The organism is Kitasatospora sp. NPDC015121 (assembly GCF_055562955.1).
Map to the genome: position 1 here is coordinate 41,184 of NZ_JBVHEH010000022.1, position 17,481 is coordinate 58,664.

The window sequence follows — 17,481 nt, forward strand, 5'->3', positions numbered from 1 at the left end:
GCGGCGCGGGCGCCGAAGCCGGGCGATCCGTCACAAGGGCGTCCGCCGGTGAGTGCCTGGCCTCGTTCACGGGACGCGGGCCGGGGATCGCCTCACCGGGTCGGTGCGCGGTGCCCGGCCGCATCCGGCCCGTCGAACGTCTCGACCATCCGTGCCCCGGCTTCGCGTCCCGGGGTGGGCGTCTCCACGACGTAGGCGCAGGCCCGGGACGGGTGGGGTGGGCAGGGACGGATCGAGGGCAAGCATCCTCCGGTCCAGGGCCGGCGGGCGCCCGGCCTCAGCGGCGGCAGTGGGGGCTTCTGCGGTGACGATCGCGTCGGGCGCCCCGTCGCGACGTCACATCGCAGCGTCGGAGGCGGCCGCCAGCGGGGGCCAGACGGCGAGCGCGGCGTCGACCATGTGCTGGAGTTCGTCGCGGCCGATGCCGCTCGCGGCCTGGACGGCGATGCCGAAGGCGAGGGTGCTGACGTAGCGGCCGAGCAGCCCGGCGTCGGTGGCCGCCGGCAGGTCGCCCTCGTCTACGGCTCGCTCGAAGCGTTCCCGCAGGCGGTTGCAGCCGTCCTGGCGCCACGCGGCGAGCAGGTCGCGGACACTGTCGGCCGAGGTGCCGGTGGCCAGGGCGCCCTGGACGCCCAGACAGCCGTGGGGGCGGGCCGGGAAGGTCGTGGTGCGCACGGTGCCGGAGAGGAGGGCGGTCGCCACGCCGCGTGCCGTCGGCTCCTCCAGGGCACGGGCCAGGTAGGCGCTCGGGCCCTCGGTGTAGCGCTCCAGGGCCTTGCGGAACAGCTCCTCCTTGTTGCCGAAGGCCGCGTACATGCTGGTCGTGGAGATGCCCATGGCCTTGGTGAGGCCGGCCAGGCCGGCGCCCTCGTACCCGTGCTCCCAGAAGAAGAGCATGGCGCGCTCCAGCGCCGCCTCGGTGTCGAAGGCTCGGGGCCGGCCGATCGGCGCCTTGTGTTCGGTCTCCACGCGACCACCCTACCTCTTCTGCATCGATCACTGCGGAATAGTTTTGCAGTGATCGATACAGAAGGGGTAGGGTCCGACTTCCGCAGTGATCGCTGCGGAACTTTTCCCAGGTGAACCCTCATGTCCGGAGGTCGGTCAGGCATGCCCACCATTGGAATCATCGGCGCGGGCGAGGTCGGCGGCACGCTCGCCCGGGCCGCGATCCGCGCCGGCTACCGCGTCGTCCTCGCGAACTCCCGGGGGCCGCACACCCTCGCCGGGCTGGTCGCGGACCTCGGCCCCGCCGCGCGCGCGGCGACCCCCGCCGACGCCGCCGCGGCAGGCGACTTCGCCATCGTGGCGGTGCCGCTCAAGCCGGTGAACGACATGCCCGCGGCCCAGCTCGCGGGAAAGATCGTGCTCGACACCAACAACTACATGCCGTGGCGCGACGGCCGCTTCCCCGCGGTGGACTCGGGTGAGAGGACCGTGCACGAGCTGCGCCAGGAGCAGTTGCCCGCCTCGATGGTGGCGAAGGCCTTCACCCACATCCAGGCTCCGCGGCTCCTGGCCTCGGGCAGCCCGGCGGGCACACCCGGACGTCACGCGCTGTCCGTGTCGAGCGACCACCCCCAGGCCGTCGCCCTGGTGACCCGGTTCTACGACCGACTCGGCTTCGACACCGTGGACAACAGCCCCCTGCGCGAGTCCTGGCGCAGCGGCCCCGGCCAACCCGCATGGCACGCGCACCTGCACCAGACCCGCGCGGAACTCGCGGCCAACCTCGCCCGGGCGCACCCGATCGTGGCCTGAACCCCCGGCCGCGTCCCGCCGCCGCCCCGGACCACACCCCTGTCACCCGCACTTCGCGACCACCGCACGCACCACACTCCGAGAGGACCCCGACCCATGGGAACACTGGAAGGCAAGACCGCGCTCGTCACCGGCGGCAGCACCGGAATCGGCCTGGCGAGCGCTCGGCTGATGGCGGCCGAAGGCGCGCACGTGTTCATCACCGGCCGCCGCGAGGCGGAACTCGACGCGGCGGTCGCGGCGATCGGTCCCGCCTCGGCCACCGGGGTGGCGGGCGACGTCGCGGACCTGGACGACCTGGACCGGCTCTACGAGGCGGTCCGCGCCCGGGGCCGAGGGCTGGACGTGCTGTTCGCGAACGCCGCCGTCGCCGCGTTCGCGCCGCTGGCGGACGTCACCGAGGAGCACTTCGACCACCACTTCGCCGTCAACGTCCGCGGCACGCTGTTCACCGTGCAGAAGGCCCTCCCGCTCCTCAACGACGGCGCCTCCGTCATCCTGAACGGCTCCACGAACGCCGACACCGGCGCACCGGCCTTCGGCGTCTACGCGGCCGGCAAGGCGGCGACGCGCTCGTTCGCCCGCACCTGGGCCAACGAGCTCAAGGGGCGCGGCATCCGCGTCAACGCCGTCGCCCCCGGTCCGACCGAGACCCCCGGGCTCTCCGGCCTCCAGGACGACCCGGAACAGGCGGCGGAGTTCCGGCGGATGCTCGCGGACCAGGTGCCGATGGGCAGGCTCGCCCGCCCCGAGGAGGTGGCCGCCGCGGTCCTCTTCCTCGCCGGCGGCCAGAGCAGCTTCGTCACCGGCACGAACCTCTACGTGGACGGCGGCCTGAACCAGGTCTGACCACCGCGAGGCCCGCACGCCTCAAGGCCCCGACCCCCGATCCCCGCGCCACCGCGCCACTCCCCGGGCGGGGACCTCCACCGATCGTCACCAGCCACCGAGCGCCCGGCGACTTGTGTCCGTCGTGCTTCTCGGGGGCTTTCCGGGGGCGTTCCGAAGGGGGTGGGGCGGCCGGGCGCCAGTGGGGGTGCGCCGGGTGGGTGAAACGGGGTGGGCGGGGGTGCGGGGCCGTCTGGGGGTGGGGGTGAAGGGGGAGGATTCGCCGCAGAGCGGGCGGTGGCGGCGGAAGGGTGGTCCTCGATGGGCGTCGGGCGGGAACCTGTCGCGGGTGCGTCCGGCGCTCCGGGGTGGCGGTCGGCGTCGCGCTGGGGTGCGGCGGTGCTGGTGGCGGCGGCGGTGGTGGCGCTGGTGGTCGCGCTGTGCGTGCTGCTGCGGGCGGCGGTGGTGCCGTTGCTGATCGCGGTGCTGATCACCGCGCTGGTGGAGCCGGTGAGCCGGCGGCTGGTGGTGCGCGGGCTGCCGCGAGCGCTGGCGGCGGCGGCGGGCTGCCTGCTGCTGGTGGTCGTGGTGGGCGGCGCGCTGTGGGTGGTGGTGAAGCTGATCTCGGACGCGGCGGCCGGCCTGGCCGCCTCGCTGCAGGCGGCGGCGGAGCGGGCGTCCGGGACGGATCCGTTCGCGCAGGCGGTGCGCGGTGCGGCGAGCGGTCTGCGGCAGCTGGGGCGGAGCCTGGGCGCGGGCGTGGTCTCCGGGGTGCTGGGCGGAGTGGGCCTGGCCGCGCAGGTGCTGGCCTGCGGGGTGCTGACGCTGGCGCTGGCGTTCTTCCTGCTGCGCGACCGGCCGCAGTTGGTGGCGGCGCTGCGCAGGGTCGCGCCGGCCGGGCAGGAGGAGAGGGTGCTGGGGGTGGCGCGGACCGGCTACGGCGCGATGTCCGGCTTCATGCGCGGGACGACGATCATCGCGGCCATCGACGCCGGTTTCATCGCGCTGGGCCTGACCGTGCTGGGCGTGCCGCACGCGCTGGGCCTGGGCGCGCTGGTGTTCGTCGGCGCGTACGTGCCGTACGCGGGCGCGTTCCTGTCCGGCCTGACGGCGGTGGTGGTGGCGTTCGCGGACGGTGGCCCGGGCGAGGCGCTCTGGGCGTTCGGCATCGTGCTGGGCGTGCAGGCCCTGGAGGGGGCGATCCTCCAACCCGCCGTCCAGAGCCGAACGGTGATGCTGCACCCGGCGGTCGTCCTGCTCACCATCTCGGCGGGCGCCTCCCTGGGCGGCCTGCTCGGCACCCTGCTGGCGGTGCCGCTCACCGCCGCCGCGGTGGGAGTCGTGAAGCTGGTGCGGGAGTGGTGACGTCCGATCGGTACGCCGTGTCGCCGTGTCGCCGACGTGCCGTCAAGTGGCCCTTGTGGGAGGGATTTTGATGCGGTGACGACCGCTTCCGACCGCTTGTCCCGGAGCGTGAGAAGTGTGTTACGTTCCGTGCTCGGAACGCAAAAGATTGACCCCGGCGGCGCTACCAACACCCCGGGGCCTGGCACAAGGAAAAGCACTCCCCATGCACCTTCATCGTAGCGCGCGCACGCGCGCCTTCGACCCCTTCCCCCTGCTCCGCCCCGAGCGCTCCGGCCTCTCCAAGGGCGCGTACGGCCTCGCGGTCCAGCTCCTCACCAGCCCCGACGGCTGCGACAAGGACGGCCGCCAGCTCGCCGCCGAAGGCCCCGACGGGCGGGCCGGAATCGCCCGGATGCTCCGCGAGTTGAGGGCCGGCGGCTTCTACTGGGTCATCGCGTTCCAGCTCCCCAACGGACGGTTCGTCAGCCAGTCCCACCTCTTCGACACCCCGCAGCCCACCGCCCCGGAACCCCTCCGGTACGACGCTCCGCCGCAGGTCGCGCCGGATCCCGCCTTTCCGGGTGCCGGTGCACCGGGACCCGGTCGACGTGACGTCCTATGGGAAACCCAGGGGGGAAAACCCTCCCTCCCGACCGTCGAGCCGACCGCCGAGCCGGAGGCGGCCGAGGCGGTGACGGCGGTGGCGGCCGAGGCGGTGACGGCGGTGGAGTCGGTGCCCGAACCGTTCGAGGAGGTGGACGAGGCGGTCCGGGAGGCGGCCGTCCTGCTGCTCCGGGTCGTCCGGCCGGAGCCCCGGCTGCGGATCGGTGAGGCGGAGGCGCTGGAACTGGCCCCGCTGGTCGCCGAGTGGCGGCGGCGCGGCAGCACGGCGGAGGACCTGGCCCGGGCCCTGCTGCCCGGCCTGCCGACACCGATCCACTCGGCGGCGGCCGTGCTGCGCTCCCGGCTGGAACGCAAGCTGCCGCCCGAGCCGAGCCCGCTCCCCGATCCCGTCGGGGCGGTGACGGCCGGGCCGTCCGGGCCGTCCGGGCCGCGCACCGGCCCCGCCGAGTGCGCCGAGTGCCGCAACCCGGTCCCGCACCCCGGCACCTGCGGCCCCTGCCTCGGCCAGGCGCGCCGGGCCCTCGCGGTCGGCGGCGGCTGGCAGGTCACGAGGACCGGCGCCCAGCTGGCCAGGAGCGGCATCCGCCCGACCCGGACGACCCTGCCGCCCGGGCCTGGGCCCGGCCCCGCGCCGACCGGGAGCACAGCCAGGAGTACGGCCAGGAGCACGACCACCGCGCAGCGCGCCCGGACCCGGATCCACCCGCCCCGGGAGGAGACGCCCCTCGGCGCCTGCCTGCCGCCCCTGGTGGCCGCCCGGACGGCACGGAACCGGTAGGCGGGCCGGGGCGGGATGCAGTCCGCCCCGGGCCGCCCCGGGGCCCTCTCCGTCTGCAGCAGCCTCGCCGGATCGGTCGTGGCGCTGAGCGGACCCGGTCGCCCGCTGCCTCCCGGGGGAGTGGCGCCGGCGTGCCGGTCGGACGGTGCGAGGATTTCTTACCACTGAGGCAAAGGAGTTCTTGAAGCGTCAACAGTCTGTTTAGGATCCTGGGATCCGCACTTCGCCTGATCAGGGAGCCTCCGCATGTCCGTCACCTCGAACGCCGCCACTCTGGGAAGTCGGGCGTGGCAGGCGATGCGGGCCGGAAGCTTTGCCATGGGGGCACTGCTGGTGCTGGTCGGTGTCGGGGTGGCACTGCACCAGCCGGTGCTGATCCCGCCACTGGCGGCGAGCGCGGCGCTGGTGCACGGGGCTCCCGGACTGCCGATCTCGCAGCCGCGGAACCTGGTCGGCGGGCAGCTGCTGTCGGCGCTGGTGGGATTCCTGGTGCTGGCGGTGGCCGGGCCGGGGCCGTGGGCGGCGGCGGTCGCGGGCGGGCTGGCGCTGGTGGCGATGCTGATCGCCCACGTGCCGCACTCGCCGGCGGCGGCGACCTCGGTGATCGTGGTGCTGCAGTCCCCGCACCCTCAGGCGTTCCTGCCACTGTTGGCGCTGGCCACCGCAGTCCTGGTCCTGTTCGGGCTGCTGCCGCACCGGCTCGGAGGGCACCCGGTGCGCTATCCGGTCGCCTGGTGACAGGACATCGATGTCGGCACATCGATGTCGGCACATCGATGTCGGCACATTGATGTCGGCACATTGATGTTGCAACATCGATGAGAGGTCATCAATGCGCCGACATCAATGCCGCGACATCAATGCCGCGACATCGATGTCGAGGAATCGATGTCGCGGCATCGAGCCCTCCCCACCTGCACGCCGAACTGGTCGGACGAAGGGTGAGGACGGCTCGAACGGGGCCGGCAGCCTTCGGAATCGGCCCGACTGGCGCCCCCGTTAGCATGGGCCCGCTCGTCCGTCGGTGCGTCAACTCGCACTGGCGTTCGCCCCGTTCCGCGACCGGAGGTCCCGTCCATGCGCAGGCGTACGTTCGTTTCCGCTCTCGGGGCGGCAGCCACCGCCGGGCTGCTGGCCGCTCCGGCGGCTCGGGCGGCGGCGGCGCCGTCGATCGCGCCGAGGCTGACCGACCGTGATCCGCTGGCGTCGGCGAACGCGCGGGCCGTCTACGACCTGCTGGTGGCGCTGGAGAACCGCGGGCGGAGCGGGAACAACCCGATGACCATCATCGGGCAGCACATCGAGACGCACCAGGAGCTGTACAACGCCTCGTACGGGGACACCGGCGGCACCACGTTCTCCGGGTACTACTACAAGAAGGCCCGGGACATCACCGGGAAGCTCTCCGGGTTCGTCGAGATCGACCTCGGGCCCGGGTACGGCGCCACCGGCTGGGGGCGGTACGGGGACCGCGGCTACGACCGTGAGCTCGGGCTGCCGACCGGGGTGCGCTCGTGGCAGTACGTGGACGACGCGGTCGACCTCGCCTTCGGCGTCTGGAAGGGGCTGCCGCGACCGGCGGACGGCACGTACAACCCGGGCGGTGTGATGACCGGGCTCGACGGCACCGGCGCGACCCTCGACAACGGCGGCGCGGCCGCCGGGATCGTCGGCGTGAGCTTCCACCAGCCGTACCCCGGCTCGGCGGTGAAGTCCTGGAGCCGGGTGCTCCACCAGGTCGCGGGGCAGCGCCCGCAGAACGACGTGTCCTACCCGGTGGCGACGATCACCACCGACCAGGCCTGGTTCGACCGGCTCCTCGACTGGGAGAACGACACCCCCGAGTACCGCGCCCTCCTCTCCGACCTGGAGTTCCTGGCGGCCTCCCTCTCGTACTTCGCCGCGTGGGACGTGCCGGTGCTGCTGCGGCCGTACCACGAGATGAACGGCGCCCACTTCTGGTGGGGCGGGAAGAGCCCGGCCTCGTACAAGAAGCTGTGGACGATCACGTACGACTTCCTGGTGAAGACGAAGGGGCTGCACAACCTGATCTTCGTCTGGGCCCCGAACGCCTGGAAGCAGCCGGGCGGCACCGTGCCGTGGGACTACTACCCCGGCGCCGCCCGGGTGGACGTCGTCGGCGTCGACGACTACTACACGGGCTACTCCGACTTCACGCACGCCCACCACACCGGCCTCGTCGACTACGCGAAGCCGCGCATGCTCGCCGAGGCGTACCACGTCCCCGTCAAGGCCGACGGCACGAACGCGCTGACCAGCAGCCCCTGGGTCATCTGGAGCACCTGGGGGTCCGGGCTCACCAAGACGGAGTACAACACGAAGGCGGACGTGCAGGCGACGTACTACGCCGCCAGGCAGGTCTACACGGGCGGTTCGGGCATCGGCCTCGGCCAGAACTTCGCCTGGGGCTCGGTCCACGCGCACTGAGCCCGGTGCCGGGCGCCGGGCGTCGGGCGTCGACGACGGCGCACCGGTCGCCGGCGGCACGCGGGCGTCACCGGTGTCCGGCGGGCGGGGGAGCGGCCGGGGGAGTGGCCGGGGGAGCGGCCGGGAGCCGCGGCAGACGGACGTCGACCAGGACGGTCCGGGCCCCGGCCCCGGCCCCGGCTTCGGCCCCGGCCCCGGCTCCGGCTCCGGCCCCCGTCTCGGCGAGGAGCTCGGCCCAGACGACCTTGCCGCGCGGTCGGGTGCGGTAGTAGCCCCAGCGGGTGGAGAGTTCGTCGACCAGGTGCAGGCCGCGGCCGCCGGTGGCGTCGGGGCCTGCGGCGCGGGGGCGGGGCGGGTGGGGGTCCTGGTCGCCTACCTGGACCAGGAGGGCGTTCCCGTCCAGGGTCAGCGCGAGGGTGAACCCGTTGCGGCCGGGGCGGGCCCGGACCGCGTTGGTGGCCAGTTCGGAGACCACCAGGCGGGCGGCCTCGGAGAGTTCGACCCGGGCGCGCCAGCACTCCAGCACCTGTGTGGTGTGGCGGCGGGCCCCGGCGACCGACTCGGGGGTGCTGTCGAGCGTCAACAGGCTGAGCTGCGGCCGACTTTGGGACATCGCGGTCCTCCCGGTGGGGTGCGTACGGGCACCCGCCGACGACAGGAGACGACCCGCACCGTCCAGGATCGGCCGGGACGCCGACGGCCCGCCACGGCCGGAAGTCCCCGGGGCGCGGGCACTTCGTACGGACGGGCGGGCCGGTCGAGGGGGAGGGGGCGGCGGCCGACGGGGCGTCAGCCCCGGCGCGGCTCCCAGCGCAGCAGGCGGCGGGAGAGCACCGCGGCGGCGGCCAGCCAGGCGGCGACCAGGAGCAGCGACGGTCCGGCCGCGGCCCAGCCGTGCAGCAGGTCGAGTTCGGGCAGCGGCCCGCCCGTCCAGGTCTCGGCGCCGAACTCGCGGCCGAACCAGGCGGTCCGCAGCCCCCGGATCACCGGGGACAGCGGCAGGGCGCCGGCCGGCTGCCGCAGCCAGTCGGGCAGGCCCGCGACCGGGGTGAAGACGCCCGCGCCGAACATGCACAGCACCAGGACCGGCGTCGCCACCAGCGGCGCCGACTCGGTCGACGGCGTCACCCCGGACAGCGCCACCGCCAGCACCGAGAACAGCAGGTAGCCGCCGACCAGGACGAGCAGCAGCAGCAGCGGGTCGGCCGGCAGCGGCGCCCCGAACCAGCCCACCGCGACGCCGCCCAGCACCAGCGCCTGGATCAGCACCACCACCCCGCCCGCGCCCAACTGCCCGGCGAAGATCGCGCTGGGCGGGCACTCGGTGCCGCGCAGCCGCTTGAGAACCAGCTCCTCGCGGCGCGACACCACGCTGCCCAGCAGGTTCACGAACGAGGTGACCAGGGCCAGTCCGAGCAGCCCGACCGCGACGTACCCGGCGGCGTTCACCCCGCCGATCTCCTTGTCGCGCAGCGGCGCGGCGATCACCAGGTTGAGCAGCACCGGCAGCAGGAACCCGATGAAGGTGGAGCGCCGGTTGCGCCAGAACACCTTCCAGGACAGGGCGAACTGCCCCTTGGCGTACGCGTACCAGGTCATCGTGACGTCTCCAGGGGAGTGGCGGACGAGGAGGCGAGGTCGAGGAAGACGTCCTCCAGCGAGCTGGCGCGGACCTCCAGGCCGTCCAGCTCGACGCCGCGGGCCGCCGCCCAGCCGTGCAGCGCGGCCAGCGCGGGCGCCGAGCGGGGCACCCGGTAGGTGGCCAGGCCGTCGGCCGACGACGGTGCGGCGCCCAGCAGTTCGGGCAGGTCGGCGAGGCCGAGGCCGGGCGGCAGCGGGAGGGTGATCAGGTCGCCCCGGCCGGACAGCACCTCGGCGACGGTGCCGGTGGCGGCGATCAGGCCCCGGTCCATGATGGCCACCCGGTCGGCCAACTGCTGGGCCTCCTCCAGGTAGTGGGTGGTCAGCACCACCGTGGTGCCGGCCGCCCGCAGCTCCTTCACCAGCCGCCAGGTGGCGCGCCGGGCCTCCGGGTCCATGCCGGTGGTCGGCTCGTCCAGGAACAGCAGCTCCGGGTCGTTCAGCACGGCCAGCGCCAGGTCGAGGCGGCGGCGCTCGCCGCCGGAGAGCTGGGAGACCCGGGTGCCGGCCTTCGGCTCCAGGGCGACCTTCGCCAGCACCTCGGCGGTCGGCCGGGCCCCGCTGGTGAAGGCGCGCCAGCAGTCGACGGTCTCCCGGACGGTCAGCTCCTTGAAGAAGCCGCCCTCCTGGAGCATCGTCCCGGTGCGCCGGCGGACCTGCGGGCCCGCCGTGAACGGGTCCAGGCCGAACACCCGGACCCGCCCGGAGGTCGGCGGGTGGTAGCCCTCCAGCACCTCCAGGGTGGTGGTCTTGCCCGCGCCGTTGGTGCCGAGCAGGGCGAACAGCTCGCCGCGGGCGAGGGAGAAGGAGATGCCGCGCACCGCCTCGTAGTCGCCGTAACTGCGCCGCAGATCCACTACCTCCACGGCCGGGGAATTCTCGGAAAGAGGTGTCATGCAGGCAGCGTGACGGGTGCGGGGCGTGCCCGGCAAGTACCGTATCGCCGCAGGTCAGAACATGTGCAAAATGTCATCTCGGGTGGTGACATTTACGCCCCGCGAAATCTGACATCTCCTACTGCACGGATTTTCGGGACCCGGTCATAGTTGAGACATCGCCGAGAGCGGAACCGGGGAAAGCGAAACCGGGAAAGCCCGGAGCGGGAAAAGGGAAGACCGAGGCGACCGACCCGAGAAGCGGGCCGGCGCCGCGAAACCGAGGGAGATTCCCATGGCGCAGAACGAGATCAACAAGGACGAGCAGTTCGACATCGAGGTCGAGGAGCTGGACACCGTCAACGGCGGCGTCTCCGTCTCCTCCCTGCTCTCCGCCGCCTGCCCGGTGTCGAGCTTCAGCTCGGTGTCGAACTCCGTCGCCGAGGTCTCGGCCGAGTAATTCGGGATCCGTGCGGGGGTGGTCCGCCCACCGGCGGCCCACCCCCGCACCCCGTCCGGCTCCCGCAGCCACCTCCGAAGCCCACGTCCGAAGCCAGACCGAAGGAGAGCCGGGCATGGACAGCCTCCGGCACGAGCTGACGCGGTTCATCCAGCAGCCCGCCGCTCAGCAGGACCCACCCGCGCTCTACCGCCGGCTGCTGACCGAGGCGCCCGTGCTGGACCTCGGCCCGCTGTACGTCGTCTCCGGGTACCAGGAGGTCCTCACCGTCCTGATGAACCCCGGCACCCACGTCGACCCGACCACCGTCGGCCTGCCCAGGGCGGGCAACACCGCGCTGCTCAAGGTGGTCAACCGGATGCTGCCGATGCGCGACGGCGCCGACCACACCCGGCTCAAGCGGCTCGCCACCGCCGCGTTCAGCCACCGCCGGCTGGAGCAGATGCGCGAGCGGATCGAGACCACCGCCGCCCGGCTGCTCGCCCCGCTGGTCGAGTCCGGGTCCTTCGAACTCGTCGCCGACCTGGCCGTCCCGCTGCCGGTCGCCGTCTCCTGCGCGATCCTCGACGTCCCCGACTCCGAGCAGGGCCGGATCACCGGCTGGGCGGGCCTGGTCGCCCGCGCGATGCTCGACCCGTTCGGCGACGGCCCCGGAGCGGCCGCGCTCGACGCCGAGTTCGCCGAGTTCCACGCCTACGTCGAGGAGCTGTGCGCCGCCCGGGCCGCCGCCCCCGGCGACGACCTGATCAGCCGGCTGACCACCGCGCGCGGCGAGGGCCGGCTCGACACCGAGGAACTGCTCGCCTTCGTGGTGATGCTGCTCGCCAACGGGCTGGAGACGCTCACCTCCGGACTCGCGGTCGCCGCCTGGGAGTTGATCCGCACCCCCGGCCTGGCCGCCCGGCTGCGCGCCGAACCCGCGCTGGCCGCCGCCGTGTTCGACGAGGCGCAGCGCCTCGGCAGCCCCGTCCGGGCCAGCGCCCGCGCGCTGACCAGGGAGGTCGTCCTCGGCGACACCGTCGTCCCGGCCGGCAGCGTCGCCATGCTGCTGTACGCCGCCGCCAACCGGGACCCGCGCCGCTTCGCCGACCCCGACCGCTTCGACCCCGACCGCCCCGAGCGCCAGCACCTCGCCTTCGGCCACGGCCCGCACCACTGCCTGGGCGCGCCGCTCTCGCTGATCGCCGGCTCCGCCGTCCTGCGCGGCCTCGCCGAGGCCGACGCGGTACGGGAGCTGAGCACCACCCTGACCGACGCCACCGCCCGCGGCAACGAGCAGTTCGCCTTCGGCGGGGTGCGCGAACTGCCGGTGGCCTGCCCGCCGCGCACCGAACTGATGGAGGTGGCGGCATGAGCACCGCGACGGAACCGGAGGAGCAGCGGGCGGAGCGTTCGCGGACGGCGGCGGTCGCCGCCGCGCGGGCCGCGGCCGTGCTGGAGCCCGGCCTGGACCAGCCCGTGCGGCTGATCGGCCCCCGGCTCCGGCTGGCCGGCGCCGCGCTGCTGCTGGCCGTCGGCGCGGGTGCGGGCTGGGCGGTGTGGGGCCGCCTCCCGCACACCATGACGGTGGCCGCGGTCGCCGCGCACGGGGACGCCCCCGTCCGGGTGGCCGCCGAACGCGCGGGCAGCCTGGTCGCGTTCGAGGTCCGGCCGGGCGACCGGGTCACCGCCGGACAGGTGCTCGCGCTGGTCGGCGACGGCGAGCTCACCGCGCCGGGCGCCGGCACCGTCAGCGCGCTGCTGGCCGCGCCCGGCGCGCCGCTCTCGCCCGGCACGCCCGTGCTGGCGATCGACCCGGCCGACGCCCCGGTCACCGTCCGGCTGCTGGCCGGCGACCCGGCGGACGCCGCGAAGCTCGCCCCCGGCCTGCCCGTGCTGGTGCCGGTGCCCGGCGGGGGCGCGGTCCGCGCCGTCGTCGACCGGGTCGAGCCGCTGCCCGTCCGCGCCGACTCGCTCGACGGCACCCTGCCGGTCGCCGTCCCCGGCCTGCCCGCCGGCGGCGCGCCGGTCTGGGTGGCGTACGCCCGGCTCCCGCAGGGCGTCGCGCTGAACGGCCCGCTGGCGCTGGACGTCCGGGTCGACCTTGGCAGCCGGCACCCGTACCAGGCCGTGCTCGGGCAGGAGGCCAAGCGATGAAGCCGGTGCAGAGCGCCACCGTCGAACCGCCCGCGACCGAACCGCGGGCCGCCAACGGCGGCCCGCCCGGGGCGGAGGCGCCCGGCAAGGCCCCCGGGAATGCCGCCAAGGCGCGGACCTACCTGCGCACGCCCGTGGTGCCGCAGATGGAGGAGCAGGACTGCGGGGCGGCCTGCCTGGCCGTGGTGCTCGGCGCGTTCGGGCGGCGGGTGACGCTGAACGAGGCGTCCCGGGCCTGCGGGGTCAGCCGCGACGGCGTCAGCGCCGCCGCCGTCGCCCGGGCCGCCGGCCGGTACGGGCTGCTGGCCCGCGGCCGCCGGGTGGTGCGCCGGGAGGGCGAGCGGCTGGAGGGCCTGGACGCGGTGCCCGTCCCGTCGATGGTGCTGGTCACCGGCCCGCACTTCGCCGTCTTCGAGGGCGTCAAGCGCGGCCGGGTGCACGTCAACGACCCCTCGCTGGGCTCCTACTCGGCGACCCCGGCGGAGTTCTGGGACTCCTTCGCGGGCATCGCCGTCGGCTTCGAGCCCGGCCCCGACTTCGAGCGCGGCGGCCGCCGCTTCCCGCTGCTGCGCTCGCTGGGCGCCCGGATGCGGCCGTACGCCTGGCCGATGCTGGTCGCGGTGCTGGTCGGCATGCTGATGACGCTCCCCGGGGTGGCGTCCGCGTTCCTGCTGCGCACCTACCTGTCGACCGTGGTGAACGGCGGCGCGAGCCAGTGGGCGGTGCCGCTGACGCTGGCCGGGTTCTCGGTGGCCGGCCTGGTGCTGGCCGGGAACTGGCTGCGCTCCGCGCTGGTCAACCGGGTGCTGGAGGCGATGGCCGCCCGCTCCTCGGCGGCCTTCCTGTGGCGGATGCTGCGGCTGCCCGGCGCGTTCTTCCACCGCCGCCAGCTCGGCGGCCTGGTGACCCGGGTGCAGCTCAACGACGGCCTGGCCAACCTGCTGTCCTACCGGGTGGCGGGCGCGCTCTCCTCGCTGGCGGCCGCCGCCGTGCACCTGACCGCGCTGCTCTGGCTGGCGCCGAAGCTCGCCGCGATCCCGGTCGCCGTCGCCGTGCTGGACGCGCTGGCGCTGCGCTCGGCCGACCGGCGGCGCGGCGGCACCATCCACCGGCTGCACGCCGAGGGCCACAAGCGCGACGGCGTCGCGTTCGCCGGGGTGTCGGCGATCGAGACGGTCAAGGCGGAGGGCGCCGAGGACGCGCTGTTCCGCTCCTGGGCCGGCTGGCAGGCCCGCGCCGCGCACACCGGGCAGCAGGTCGCCCGCAGCGTGCTGGTGCCGCTCTCGCTGCCCGGCGCGCTCAACTCGGCCGCCGCCGCGGCCGCGGTGGTCGCCGGAACGGCGCTGCTGCTGGCCGGCTCGCTCTCCTTCGGCACCCTGCTGGCCTTCCTGCTGCTGCTCAACGGGTTCCTCCTGCCGGTCTCCCAACTGGTCGGCACCGGGTCCGAGTTCACCGTCGCCCGGGCGCAGAACGCGCTGCTGGAGGACATCGAGACCAGCGAGGTCGACCCGTACCTCGCGCCGGTCCTCGACGCCCCCGCCGAACCCGTCCGGCTGCGCGGCGAACTGGAGCTGCGCGACCTGGAGTTCGGCTACGACCCGAACCGCCCGCCCGCGCTGGCCGGGATCTCGCTGCGGATCGCCCCCGGCGAGTGGGTCGCGGTGGTCGGCGGCAGCGGCAGCGGCAAGTCGACGCTGGCCCGGCTCGCGGCCGGCGTGCTGCGGCCCTGGAAGGGCGAGGTGCTGCTCGACGGCAAGCCCCGCGACGACTGGCACCGCGCCGTCGTCACCGGCCAGGTCGCCTACGTCGAACAGCAGTTGCGGCTCTTCGAGGGCACCGTCCGGGAGAACCTGACGCTCTGGGACCCGTCCGCCGACGAGGACGCCCTGCACCGGGCGCTGGCCGACGCCGAAGCCGCCGAACTGGTCCGCCGCCGAGGCGGACTGGACGCCCGGATCGACGAGGACGCCCGCAACTGGTCCGGCGGCGAACGCCAACGCCTGGAGATCGCACGGGCGTTGGCCCTCGACCCGGCCCTGGTCGTGCTCGACGAGGCGACCAGCGCGCTGGACGCCCACACCGAGGCCGCCGTCAACGGGCACCTGCGCCGCCGGGGCGTCAGCTGCCTGGTGCTGGCCCACCGGCTGAGCACCATCCAGGCCGCCGACCGGGTCGTGGTGATCCGCGAGGGCCGGATCGTCCAGCAGGGACCGCCCGCCGAACTCGCCGAACAGGACGGCCCCTACCGCGCGCTGCTGCGCGAAGCCGGACAGGCCGGGACCACCGAGACCACCGGGGCCACCCGGGACCAGCCCGCCCGGACGGAGGAGCAGGCATGACCACCACCACCGACGCCGCCCCCCGGGGCGGCACCAGGACAGCCGCGGCGGACCACGAGCGCGGCCCGGCGACCCGGGCCGACGCCACCGCGGCCGCCAACCGGACCGCACTCGCGGACGCGTTGGCGGAGTTCGGCACCACCCCCCGTCCGCACACCTCCCCGCGCCGCGGCGGAGCCACGCCGACAGCGCCGCGCCACCGCGCGGACCAGGCGCGGGAGGTGCTGCGGGCCCTGGGGGTGCCGGTGCCCCAGGAGGTCCCCGCCGCCGTGCGGGACGCCGCCGACCCGGTCACCGCGCTGCTGCGCCGCGCCGGGGTCCGCTGGCGCCCGGTCACCCTCGCCGACGGGGACGAGACCGGCACGGCCGGACCGATGGTGGCGTTCGCCGCCGAGGACGGCCGGCCGATCGCCCTGATACCCCGGGCCGGGCGGCACCGCCGCCACGACCCGGACTCCGAACGGGCTGCCACCCGTTCCGAGTTGAGCCGCCAGGCGCTGCTGCTGTACCCGCCGCTGCCGCCGGGGTGCCCGACCCCGGCCGACCTGCTGCGCTTCGCCCTCGCCGTGCCCGGTGCCCGCCGGGACCTGGCGGTGCTGAGCCTGGCCGGTCTGGTGTCGGCGCTGCTCGGCCTGCTCGTCCCGCTGTCCACCGGAGTGCTGCTGCCCGGCCTGCTGCTGGCCGAACGGCACCCGGTGCGCTGGCTGGCCGTGCTGCTGGGCTCCGCGGTGGTGGCGTCCTGGCTGCTCACGCTGGTCCGCAACACCGCCGCCGTCCGGCTCACCGGCCGGGTGCAGCACGCGCTCGAACCCGCCGTCTGGGACCGGCTGCTGGCCCAGGACGCGCGGTTCTTCCGCGACTACACCACGGGTGACCTGGTGCACCGGGCGAACGCGGTGGCGCAGGCCCGCCAAGCCCTCTCGGAGGTGCTGGTGGGCGCCGTGCTCGGCGCGGTGTTCGCCGTCACCGGGCTGACGGTCCTGCTGCTGGTGGACTGGCGGCTCGGCGGGCTGCTGCTGCTCGCCGTGCTGGCGGTGACGGTCGCGCTGCTGCTGCTCGGCCGTCGCCGCCAGGAGCACGAATCACGGGTGTACGAGGCGCACGGGCAGCTGCAGGGCGTGCTGTACGGCCTGCTGCTGGGCATCGACAAGATCCAGACCGCCGGCCGGGAGATCCAGGCGTTCGCCCGCTGGGCCGTCCCGTTCGCCGGGCAGAAGCGCGCCGACGCCGCCGCGATGCGCAGCGAGGCGCTCTCCGGGGCCCTCACCACCGCGCTCCAGCCCCTGCTGCTGGCCGTCCTGCTGGCCGGGGCCACCTTCGGCCCGGCCGCCGAGGCCGGACACCTGATGGCGGCCGGCGTGGCGGCCGGCCAGGTCGCCCTGGCGCTCGGCCAGGTCACCCACGCCGCGGTCGGCGCGTACGCGGTCGCCCCGGTGCTGGAGCGGCTGCGGCCGATCCTCGCCGAGCCCGCCGTGAACGCCGCCGAACGGGCCGGACAGCTCGCCGACCCCGGCCGCCTGGAGGGGCGCCTCGCCCTGGAGAACGTGGTCTTCCGCTACCCGGGCAGCGCGCTGCCCACCCTCGACGGGGTGTCGCTGCGCGCCGAACCCGGCGAGTTCGTCGCCGTGGTCGGCCCGTCCGGCGCCGGCAAGTCCACCCTGGTCCGGCTGCTGCTCGGCTTCGAGCGGCCCGAGTCCGGCGCGGTCCGCTACGACGGCCGCGAACTCGCCGCGCTGGACGCCCGGCTGGTGCGCCGCCAGCTCGGCTCGGTGCTCCAGCACGGCCGGATGCTGCGCGGCTCGCTGCTGGAGAACCTGGCCGGCGCCGACCCCGACACCAGCGAGGAACGGATCTGGCGCGCCGCCGAACTCGCGGGCATCGCCGACGAGCTGCGCGCCCTGCCGATGGGCCTGGGCACCCGGGTCGGCGAGGACGCCCAGGGCTTCTCCGGCGGCCAGGTGCAGCGCCTGCTGCTGGCCCGCGCCCTGGTCCGCGACCCGGCCGTGCTGCTGCTCGACGAGGCCACCTCCGCCCTCGACAACGCCACCCAGCAGCGGGTCGCCGACGCCGTCGCCGGCCTCGACCGCACCCGCCTGGTGATCGCCCACCGACTGAGCACCATCCGCACCGCCGACCGCATCTACGTGCTGGACGGGGGCCGGGTGTCCGCCGAGGGCACCTACCGCGAACTTCTCGGCACCGACCCGCTGTTCACCCGCCTCGCCCGCTTCCAGGAGATGTGAG

Annotated in this window: 15 protein-coding genes; 11 read left to right on the forward strand and 4 right to left on the reverse strand. The window is 74.9% G+C overall.

Annotation, left to right across the window (positions count from 1 at the left end; translation table 11 throughout):
• Positions 1 to 336 precede the first annotated feature (336 nt).
• Entirely contained in the window at positions 337 to 969 is a 633-nt protein-coding gene (locus ACZ3J7_RS28965; protein WP_465626102.1) for a TetR/AcrR family transcriptional regulator, read from the reverse strand.
• A 141-nt stretch (positions 970 to 1,110) separates the two neighbouring features.
• On the opposite strand from ACZ3J7_RS28965, the gene ACZ3J7_RS28970 reads away from it, so the two are divergent.
• From ACZ3J7_RS28970 to ACZ3J7_RS28995, 6 genes are all read left to right on the forward strand, one after another.
• Positions 1,111 to 1,761 (forward strand): NADPH-dependent F420 reductase, encoded by a 651-nt coding sequence (locus ACZ3J7_RS28970; protein WP_465626104.1) that lies wholly within the window; start codon positions 1,111 to 1,113, stop codon positions 1,759 to 1,761.
• Between the two features lie 96 nt (positions 1,762 to 1,857).
• A complete protein-coding gene (locus tag ACZ3J7_RS28975; protein WP_465626106.1) occupies positions 1,858 to 2,610 on the forward strand; it encodes an SDR family NAD(P)-dependent oxidoreductase in 753 nt (250 codons plus the stop codon).
• A gap of 300 nt (positions 2,611 to 2,910) precedes the next feature.
• Positions 2,911 to 3,954, forward strand: a complete 1,044-nt coding sequence (locus ACZ3J7_RS28980; RefSeq protein ID WP_465626108.1) for an AI-2E family transporter — start codon at positions 2,911 to 2,913, stop codon at positions 3,952 to 3,954.
• Positions 3,955 to 4,159: 205 nt separating this feature from the next.
• Positions 4,160 to 5,338 (forward strand): hypothetical protein, encoded by a 1,179-nt coding sequence (locus ACZ3J7_RS28985; protein ID WP_465626110.1) that lies wholly within the window; start codon positions 4,160 to 4,162, stop codon positions 5,336 to 5,338.
• Between the two features lie 246 nt (positions 5,339 to 5,584).
• Positions 5,585 to 6,076, forward strand: a complete 492-nt coding sequence (locus ACZ3J7_RS28990) for an HPP family protein (protein WP_465626112.1) — start codon at positions 5,585 to 5,587, stop codon at positions 6,074 to 6,076.
• Positions 6,077 to 6,415: 339 nt separating this feature from the next.
• Positions 6,416 to 7,786, forward strand: a complete 1,371-nt coding sequence (locus ACZ3J7_RS28995; protein ID WP_465626114.1) for a glycoside hydrolase family 26 protein — start codon at positions 6,416 to 6,418, stop codon at positions 7,784 to 7,786.
• Between the two features lie 67 nt (positions 7,787 to 7,853).
• On the opposite strand, the gene ACZ3J7_RS29000 is transcribed toward ACZ3J7_RS28995, so the two are convergent.
• The 3 genes from ACZ3J7_RS29000 to ACZ3J7_RS29010 all read right to left on the reverse strand — a co-directional run bounded on the left by ACZ3J7_RS29000 (position 7,854) and on the right by ACZ3J7_RS29010 (position 10,323).
• The gene (locus tag ACZ3J7_RS29000; RefSeq protein WP_465626116.1) at positions 7,854 to 8,399 is read right to left on the reverse strand and encodes an ATP-binding protein; all 546 of its coding nucleotides are present in this window, start codon (positions 8,397 to 8,399) and stop codon (positions 7,854 to 7,856) included.
• Positions 8,400 to 8,575: 176 nt separating this feature from the next.
• Entirely contained in the window at positions 8,576 to 9,385 is an 810-nt protein-coding gene (locus tag ACZ3J7_RS29005) for an ABC transporter permease (RefSeq protein ID WP_465626118.1), read from the reverse strand.
• A complete protein-coding gene (locus tag ACZ3J7_RS29010; protein ID WP_465626120.1) occupies positions 9,382 to 10,323 on the reverse strand; it encodes an ABC transporter ATP-binding protein in 942 nt (313 codons plus the stop codon). Before ACZ3J7_RS29010 ends, ACZ3J7_RS29005 begins: the two co-directional genes overlap by 4 nt.
• Positions 10,324 to 10,597: 274 nt before the next feature.
• On the opposite strand from ACZ3J7_RS29010, the gene ACZ3J7_RS29015 reads away from it, so the two are divergent.
• The 5 genes from ACZ3J7_RS29015 (at position 10,598) to ACZ3J7_RS29035 (ending at position 17,480) form a co-directional block, all read left to right on the forward strand.
• Entirely contained in the window at positions 10,598 to 10,762 is a 165-nt protein-coding gene (locus ACZ3J7_RS29015; protein ID WP_157845508.1) for a hypothetical protein, read from the forward strand.
• A gap of 115 nt (positions 10,763 to 10,877) precedes the next feature.
• Complete coding sequence (locus ACZ3J7_RS29020) at positions 10,878 to 12,116, forward strand: cytochrome P450 (RefSeq protein WP_465626122.1); 1,239 nt, start codon at positions 10,878 to 10,880, stop codon at positions 12,114 to 12,116.
• Positions 12,113 to 12,898: an acyl-CoA carboxylase biotin carboxyl carrier protein subunit gene (locus tag ACZ3J7_RS29025; protein ID WP_465626124.1), complete on the forward strand. Its 786-nt coding sequence runs from the start codon at positions 12,113 to 12,115 to the stop codon at positions 12,896 to 12,898. The genes ACZ3J7_RS29020 and ACZ3J7_RS29025 overlap by 4 nt, the downstream gene beginning before the upstream one ends.
• Entirely contained in the window at positions 12,895 to 15,237 is a 2,343-nt protein-coding gene (locus tag ACZ3J7_RS29030) for an ATP-binding cassette domain-containing protein (protein WP_465626126.1), read from the forward strand. Before ACZ3J7_RS29025 ends, ACZ3J7_RS29030 begins: the two co-directional genes overlap by 4 nt.
• Positions 15,234 to 17,480 carry an ATP-binding cassette domain-containing protein gene (locus ACZ3J7_RS29035; protein ID WP_465626128.1) on the forward strand — a complete coding sequence of 749 codons (2,247 nt, stop codon included), beginning with the start codon at positions 15,234 to 15,236 and terminating at the stop codon, positions 17,478 to 17,480. The genes ACZ3J7_RS29030 and ACZ3J7_RS29035 overlap by 4 nt, the downstream gene beginning before the upstream one ends.
• Position 17,481 lies beyond the last annotated feature (1 nt).